The sequence below is a fragment of the Vibrio sp. CB1-5 genome (genome assembly GCF_059412285.1).
Genome location: NZ_JBJHPB010000010.1, coordinates 125,935 through 133,265 on the forward strand (window position 1 = coordinate 125,935; position 7,331 = coordinate 133,265).

The 7,331-nt window shown below is 46.4% G+C and carries 8 protein-coding genes; 6 read left to right on the top strand and 2 right to left on the bottom strand.

From position 1 onward, the window contains the following. Positions 1 to 118 precede the first annotated feature (118 nt). The 5 genes from ACJB0T_RS09945 to ACJB0T_RS09965 all read left to right on the top strand — a co-directional run bounded on the left by ACJB0T_RS09945 (position 119) and on the right by ACJB0T_RS09965 (position 5,517). Complete coding sequence (locus ACJB0T_RS09945) at positions 119 to 2,305, top strand: family 4 glycosyl hydrolase (protein ID WP_479290608.1); 2,187 nt, start codon at positions 119 to 121, stop codon at positions 2,303 to 2,305. A 92-nt stretch (positions 2,306 to 2,397) separates the two neighbouring features. After that, complete coding sequence (locus ACJB0T_RS09950; protein WP_479290609.1) at positions 2,398 to 2,688, top strand: SemiSWEET transporter; 291 nt, start codon at positions 2,398 to 2,400, stop codon at positions 2,686 to 2,688. A 139-nt stretch (positions 2,689 to 2,827) separates the two neighbouring features. Beyond that, on the top strand, positions 2,828 to 4,312 hold the full coding sequence (locus ACJB0T_RS09955; RefSeq protein WP_479290610.1) for an AGE family epimerase/isomerase: 1,485 nt from the start codon (positions 2,828 to 2,830) through the stop codon (positions 4,310 to 4,312). Between the two features lie 133 nt (positions 4,313 to 4,445). Further along, positions 4,446 to 4,685: an RNA-binding protein gene (locus ACJB0T_RS09960; RefSeq protein WP_112461002.1), complete on the top strand. Its 240-nt coding sequence runs from the start codon at positions 4,446 to 4,448 to the stop codon at positions 4,683 to 4,685. Between the two features lie 265 nt (positions 4,686 to 4,950). Then, positions 4,951 to 5,517, top strand: a complete 567-nt coding sequence (locus ACJB0T_RS09965; protein ID WP_479290611.1) for an outer membrane beta-barrel protein — start codon at positions 4,951 to 4,953, stop codon at positions 5,515 to 5,517. A 20-nt stretch (positions 5,518 to 5,537) separates the two neighbouring features. On the opposite strand, the gene ACJB0T_RS09970 is transcribed toward ACJB0T_RS09965, so the two are convergent. Both ACJB0T_RS09970 and ACJB0T_RS09975 read right to left on the bottom strand, forming a co-directional pair. Then, entirely contained in the window at positions 5,538 to 5,819 is a 282-nt protein-coding gene (locus ACJB0T_RS09970; protein ID WP_479290612.1) for a helix-turn-helix domain-containing protein, read from the bottom strand. A 114-nt stretch (positions 5,820 to 5,933) separates the two neighbouring features. Then, entirely contained in the window at positions 5,934 to 6,653 is a 720-nt protein-coding gene (locus tag ACJB0T_RS09975; RefSeq protein WP_479290613.1) for a DUF3581 domain-containing protein, read from the bottom strand. Between the two features lie 209 nt (positions 6,654 to 6,862). Between ACJB0T_RS09975 and rpsF the strand changes: the two genes are divergently transcribed. Next, a complete protein-coding gene (gene rpsF / locus ACJB0T_RS09980) occupies positions 6,863 to 7,252 on the top strand; it encodes a 30S ribosomal protein S6 (protein WP_353496513.1) in 390 nt (129 codons plus the stop codon). Positions 7,253 to 7,331 lie beyond the last annotated feature (79 nt).

Consider the following 7,331-nt stretch of genomic DNA (forward strand, 5'->3'; position numbering starts at 1 on the left):
AGCCAGACGAATCAGTGTCCGCACTTTAACGATTAGTCTATATATTTAAACCGTCAAGACCTGTAATGCTTTGTATAAAACTGGGTATGAGTGAGTCAAGAAAGGGAAGTAGGAGTGAATGCCAAGGATCATCTCTGGTTTTGTTACCTGGATCCACAACCGCACGTTTGAAAAACAACTACCTGCTTACCTAGGTATCTTCCAAGGTGCGTCATTTGTTGCCATGATTTCATTCTTTGCCATGCTGCCAGCAGCTTGGTTAACGCTTTGCATCTGGCCTTCAATCCAGCACGGCATCCTTAACCTACAAGGGTTCTTGGTCAGCTCAGGCTCATTCGGTGTGTGGTTATACACCTTCCTAGAACGTATCTTGATCCCGACAGGCCTACACCACTTCGTCTACGCACCATTTGTATTCGGTAACGTAGCGACGCCAAATGGCATCACGGTTGACTGGTTTACTAACCTAGAGGCATTCACTCAATCAACACAATCAATGAAAGATCTTTTCCCTGCTGGCGGCTTTGCACTGCACGGTAACTCTAAGATCTTCGGTTGTACGGGTATTGCGCTAGCGATGTACCACACAGCAAAACCTGAAAACCGTCAGAAAGTTGCGGCACTTCTTATCCCAGCAACGTTAACCGCTGTATTGGTTGGTATCACTGAACCACTTGAGTTTACCTTCCTGTTCATCGCCCCTTGGCTGTTCGCCATCCACGCGATTCTGGCAGGTACTATGGCGATGGTGATGTACACCTTTGGTGTGGTCGGCAACATGGGCGGGGGCTTGATTGAATTTGCGACAGGTAACTGGATCCCACTACTGGGCAACCACACTGGCATGGTTGTCACTCAAATCGCTATCGGTCTTTGCTTCACAGCCATCTACTACGTAACGTTCAAATACCTCATCGTTAAGTTTGATGTGCCAATTGCAGGTCGCGGCGATGCAGAAATGAAACTGCACACCAAAAAAGACTTCAATGAGAAACATGGCATTACTGGTAAAGGTGATGCAGGTACGGCAACCCCACTGCAAATCCAAGCAGTAGAAACCATCGAAGGTTTGGGCGGCGTGCATAACATCGAAGATCTCAGTAACTGTGCGACCAGACTTCGCGTCACGGTCAAAGACCCAAGCAAAGTCCAAACAGCAGAGTACTTTATGGAGACTGGTGCGGTGAACATCGTGAAAAACGGTAAAGCCATCCAAGTCATCATCGGACTGAATGTCCCTCAGCTTAGAGAGGAGTGCGAAAAAATTCCTCTACGCCACGGCTGTGTAGGCCAAGAAACCTGTGGTGCTGGCGGTGTAGCTTACGGCCTTCGTTCAATCCCTGCAGTCATCGAAATGATTGACTACATGGAAAAATACTCGCCAAACGCTTGGATGCTGAACTACTCAAACCCAGCAGCTATCGTGGCAGAAGCATGTCGAGTAATGCGCCCTAGCTCAAAAGTACTCAACATCTGTGACATGCCAATTGGCATCGAAACTCGTATCGCAGAGATCCTAGGCTACGAAGATCGCAAACAGTTCGACATCATGTACTACGGCTTAAACCACTTCGGTTGGTGGAAAGAGTTCAAAGACGCGAAAACGGGTGAAGACTTGATGCCACGCATCAAAGAGTACATCAAAGAGAACGGCTACTTGCCACCAAGCGCAATGAACGGCGCACAACACACAGACGAATCTTGGAAGCAAACCTTTATCAAAGTTCGTGACGTGTACGCACTTGATCCAGAAACCATTCCAAACACGTATCTCAAGTACTACATGTACCCAGACTACGTAGTAGAGCACTCTAACAAAGAGTTCACTCGTGCTAATGAAGTTATGGAAGGCCGTGAAAAAGAAGTGTTCACAGAATGTCACCGCATTATTGCCACTGGCACAGCGGTAGGCACAACCATCGAAGTCGAAGAGCACGCGTCTTACATTGTTGACCTAGCAACAGCGATTGCATTCAACACCAAAGAGCGCATGCTGCTCATCGTTCCAAACAATGGCGCAATCGCGAACTTTGACCCAACAGCCATGGTAGAAATCCCATGTATCGTTGACAACACAGGTGCGAAACCACTGCAAATTGGTGAAATTCCTGAGTTCCAGAAAGGCATGATGAGCCAACAAGTATCGGTTGAAAAACTGGTGGTAGAAGCTCACGTTGAAGGCTCTTACCAAAAACTATGGCAAGCGCTAACACTGTCAGCGACGATTCCAAGCGCAACCGTTGCGAAAGCAATTTTGGATGACTTGATTGAGGCAAACAAAGAATATTGGGTTGAAATGAAGTAAAACACTTTCGTCCTACTCTTTGCTAAGCAATAAATTTGGCTAAGCCAACAACAATGCCCTGTCTCGACAGGGCATTTTACGGAGCACTATCAATGCTAGACATTACTACGCTGGGCTACATCGCAGCGTTCTGCACCACTTGTTCTTTCGTTCCTCAAGTGCTGCACATATTCAAAACCCGAGATACCCAATCCACCTCACTAGCAATGTATTCAATCTTCGTCACCGGTGTCGCGCTTTGGCTCGCGTATGGCGTATTAGTGACAGACCCACCAATCATCATTGCCAACGCCATCACCTTATTGCTCGCTTCCATCATTCTGATTATGAAAATCAAAGACGTCACTGGCAAACGACCGACCTTCTCCAAAACCAGCGCTTGATAAAGCGTTACGACCAAGCCAAGCTCCCCGTGCTTGGCTTTTTTCATTGTAAAACTCTTGAACTGCACAACAGTTTGTATAGGTGTCATGGCGCTATAGTTTCAGCAATTCAAACACTTATAAAAAACAAGGATACGTCATGTTGTCTTATTCTCTTCGCACCTCTATCTTAGCGCTGTCTATCGCTACCTCTTGTAATGTGATGGCGTCACAAGCCGCGTCAGTGACACCAGAAGATACCTTTCCGAGCACACAGGCTTGGCTAACACACGTACAGCAAGGCCTTGCTCCTTACTGGATGCATGAAGCAGCACAAGGTGTCCCCGTCGGCAACTTCCCAACATTTCGCTGCGATAACGGAGAGTTATTAGACCTATCCAACGTCTGCCCAGAGCTGCAACACGGCTGGATCATCCCTCACTTTGGACGCGAATACACGCGTATGAAGTCACGCCAGACTTACGCTTATGGCGTTCTATTTCATCTTACCGGCGATATTAAGGCACTCGAACTCGCTAAGGACGGCGCTTACTACCTCATCGACCAACTTCAAGACACCGAGAGCGGTGGATTTATCTCGTTTACCGAAGACAGTAAGCCGGGTTTAAAGTGGACACAACGCACCTCACAAGACCAAGCTTACGCTCTTGTTGGCCTTGCCATGTATTACTACCTCACACGCGATCCTAAGGTAGAGAAAGCACTCATCGAACAGCAAGCGTTCATTTTCGATAAATACAAGCTCAACAATGATGTTGGCTTAGCTTGGGTGTTAGAAGATGGCGATGACCAAAGCGCCAAACAACACGAACTGGTGGCACAGCTTGATCAAATCAATGGCTACATGCTGCTAGTCGCTCCCCTACTTCCAGAGCCTCACAGAACCAAATGGCTAGCGGATCTCGAGTGGCTAACACAAATCATGGTCAATGATTACCACTCAGATGAGGAACAGCGCTTCTACGGAGCGATACACCACAAAGCTGTAATGCAGCCTAACGCCAAACATAATGATTTCGGTCATACCATTAAAGCGTATTGGATGACCTATCTCACTGCTCAGCTACTCGATAAGCCAGACTGGGAAACCTTCGCTAAGCAAGGTATGGAAGTGACGCTAGACAGAGCTCAATTCAACATGCCATTTGAGTATGTTGCCGATTACTTCCCCAAAGAGCAGCAAGAAGCGTTAATGGGAACCACTATCCCGACATGGCAAAGCAGACCTAACAGTGGTGGCGCCTCTTCTTGGGAATGGGCAGAGCTTGACCAAGCGGCTATGACGCTTTCTATGAATACTGGCAAAATCCAAGCGCCCCTCGGTTATACCACCACGGGCTTTATGAATGTGTGGGTTGACCACAAGTATGGCGGTGTAGGGCTAAACCCTAAATCAACCAAAGCTTTCCACTGGGGGAATGGCTATCACCAGTTTGAACACGCACTCATTGGCACGCTGACATCGGGTTCACTTAATCATAACCCAGTGACCCTTTATTACTCGGTCAACGATGAACCGCTCCCAAGCTTCACGCCATACTACTACCAGGGCAAAGTGGACAAGACCACATCCCTAAATAATGGCAAGGTTCAGGCGGTAAGCTTTAGTGACATCACACCTTAGCCTTTGTGAAAAAGGGCTGAAGTCATGTAAAGAAGGTAAGAAAATCGAAGAAACGGGCAGGAATAACTTGGTTTCAAAGGCATAACCTGCGACAATCCGCCCGTTATTCACCCTTGATTACAGATGGTCAATTATGCAAATCTTAGTACGCAACCTATCTCGCGAAACCACAGAGCACGATGTACGCCTTCAGTTCCGTGAATACGGCCGAGTTACCGAATGCACATTAGTACTAGACAAAGAGACAGGAAAGTCGAAAGGCTTCGCGTTTGTAACTATGCCTGAAGTTGAAGAAGCAAAGGTAGCGATTAAAGAGCTAAACCTAACCATGTTTGGTGGCAGCAAGATCCGAGTGAAGTTCGCAGGCCATTGATAACCGGTATGCCACCAAGCCACTACAGCATCGCTAATTAAGGCTCATTCAGTAAGCTAATTAGATGGATTGCACTTTAAAGAACTCCGTTTATTCCGACAGGTGAACGGAGTTTTTTTGTATCTGTTTTCAGCGAATATCACGTCTTCGCAGGAGAAAGAGCCCCCTTATTTGTTGTTGAATACAAAACTTATATTTTTGTATTGCAACCTTGCTCAACGCGTTTTAGCCTTATTGAATTACACGTATTTTAAAAGGAATTACAGTGTCTCTTTCTCGTATCACCCTTACACTGACGCTCCTCGCCTCCGCTACCAGTTACGCAAACCCAGTTCAATTTCTACTTGGTGTCGACAGCCACAAAGGCTTCGCAGGCGGCTTAGAAACTATTGTCTACGATAATTTCATTATCGGCGGCCAGTTCAATCTCGGCTCTTCTGACGAGAGCAACAGCCAAACTGGTACCTACCCAGGCATCACCAACCCTACATTCACCAGTAAAAAATCAGCGCAACATTATAGCTTGTATACTGGCTACCGATTCAATGACGGCATGCTAGATGGTTTATCGGTCAAGCTTGGCCTGGCGCAAATGAACATCAACATCAGTGAAGATGTTTACGACACCGATGGTAACTCGGACATTGTCTACGATATTAACGAACGTAAGTACCAGCCTTTTGCCGGTATTGGCTATCATCTAAGCGAACGTATTTCACTCAACGTCCATGCGCACTTCGCAGGTATCGACACCATCAATATTGAAGGCCAGAAGCTTGACTCCGGCTTCGATGCGACGACGCTCAGCTTTATGGCTGGGTTTACGTTTTAATCAACAATAAAAAACGTAGCTTAGGTATAGCCCAGCACCGTCGACATACGCTGCGCATTGTCTTTTACCCACTCAAGGTCAAACGGTCCCCAAGACACAATTTGGTAATGACCGTTTTTCAATGCCCCTGTGAACTCACACTCGATATCGAGCTCATGTAAAGCGTTAATGGTATCTTGAGCCGTGCGGCGTGGAATTTCGATATTAGATTGGATTTTTGGAATGGTGTTGCAACCAGAATCAATAAGATAAGCGAGATACAAGCGGCGGTAGAATGAAGTTTTGGTTTTACTCGGGGTCATGCGTCCTTTTCCTTGGAGAGAGGAAGAACATTGCGCTCCTCCTCTACTGATTCATCGTCCGGGCGGGTTGATGTAATCCGAATTAGACTAGCAAAATTTGATACTCAGAGCCAGTTAAGCCGCCATCTGCATCAAGAAAGCATCTTTACGAGCATTGAATCTCTCAACCAGATCCTCAATGGCTTCATCCGAATATGGTTTAAGGCCGCTCGCCACCATGCGCTTCACACCTTTACCGATGACAATGCCATCTTCTTTAAAGTTAAAGTTCAAAGTCACAGTGCCGCGCTTGCCTTCAATATCAAAAGTGGCACCGCTAAACTCCACCTCTGGATGAGTGAGATCCAAGCGAGAAAATTCCACTTCCATACTCTCGTAAATCACAAGCGGGCGCTGGCAGTTGATCATCATCTGCTTTTCTTGCATCAACGGCACCATAATGTGCGGGAAGTTCATGCCTGAGAACTGCACATAGTTCGACACCACGTGCTCAATAAACTCTGCAGAGCGGCTTTGCTCACCAGAATGAGAAAAACGTAGGTATTCTTTGCCGTTGTCATCAACAACCACAGACTCACTGTCGCTGTTACGCTGCACCTCAAGTTCCAAACCATCGTTAACCATTCCAGAGAATTCAAAGCGCATCTTTTGGCTGATGCCCTCTTTATCAAGCAAGGCGGCAAAAAGCAGATCGCCCGGTACACAAAAGCGCTTGCTGTCTTCATCGTGAATAGGATTGAAATCCCCTGCGACTTTTTTAGCAAAATGGCTAGCTTGTTGACGAGTGAACTGAAACTTTGAATTTTTTCTTGAAATGTAAGGTGTTAGAAACATACAACGACACTATTAATTTAAAAACTTGGCGAAGTATAACTGATGGCACCTAAGGCAATGGTCTATCCAGATAAATACCTAAATAGTTGGTTGTTTAACGTAGCAACTTCTTGTAATATCGCCGCTCATTTTCGGTCTTATTATTCGTTCCTTGCTTCCTCTGGACGACCGACCAACTGTGGAAGCTAATAATCCGTAAGGAGCAACCAATGCGTCACTACGAAATCGTATTCATGGTGCACCCTGATCAAAGCGAGCAAGTTGCTGGCATGATCGAGCGTTACACTGGTTCAATCACTGAAGCTAACGGTACTATCCACCGTCTAGAAGACTGGGGCCGCCGTCAAATGGCTTACCCAATCAACAAGCTTCACAAAGCACACTACGTTCTAATGAACGTTGAAGCGCCGCAAGAAGCGATTGATGAGCTAGAAACTGCTTTCCGTTTTAACGATGCAGTTCTACGTAACATGATCATGCGTACTAAAAAAGCTGTTACTGAGCCTTCTATCATGCTTAAGCAGAAAGAAGAGCGTTCTGAGCGTGCTCCACGTCGTGAAGAGCGTACAGAAGCTAAGCCAGAAGCATCTGCAGAGTAATTTTTACTCATTTAGTACTTGGTAGTGGTTCTCCACTGCCGACTTTAAGACTTTAATTTAGATCAGGAGATAGCCCATG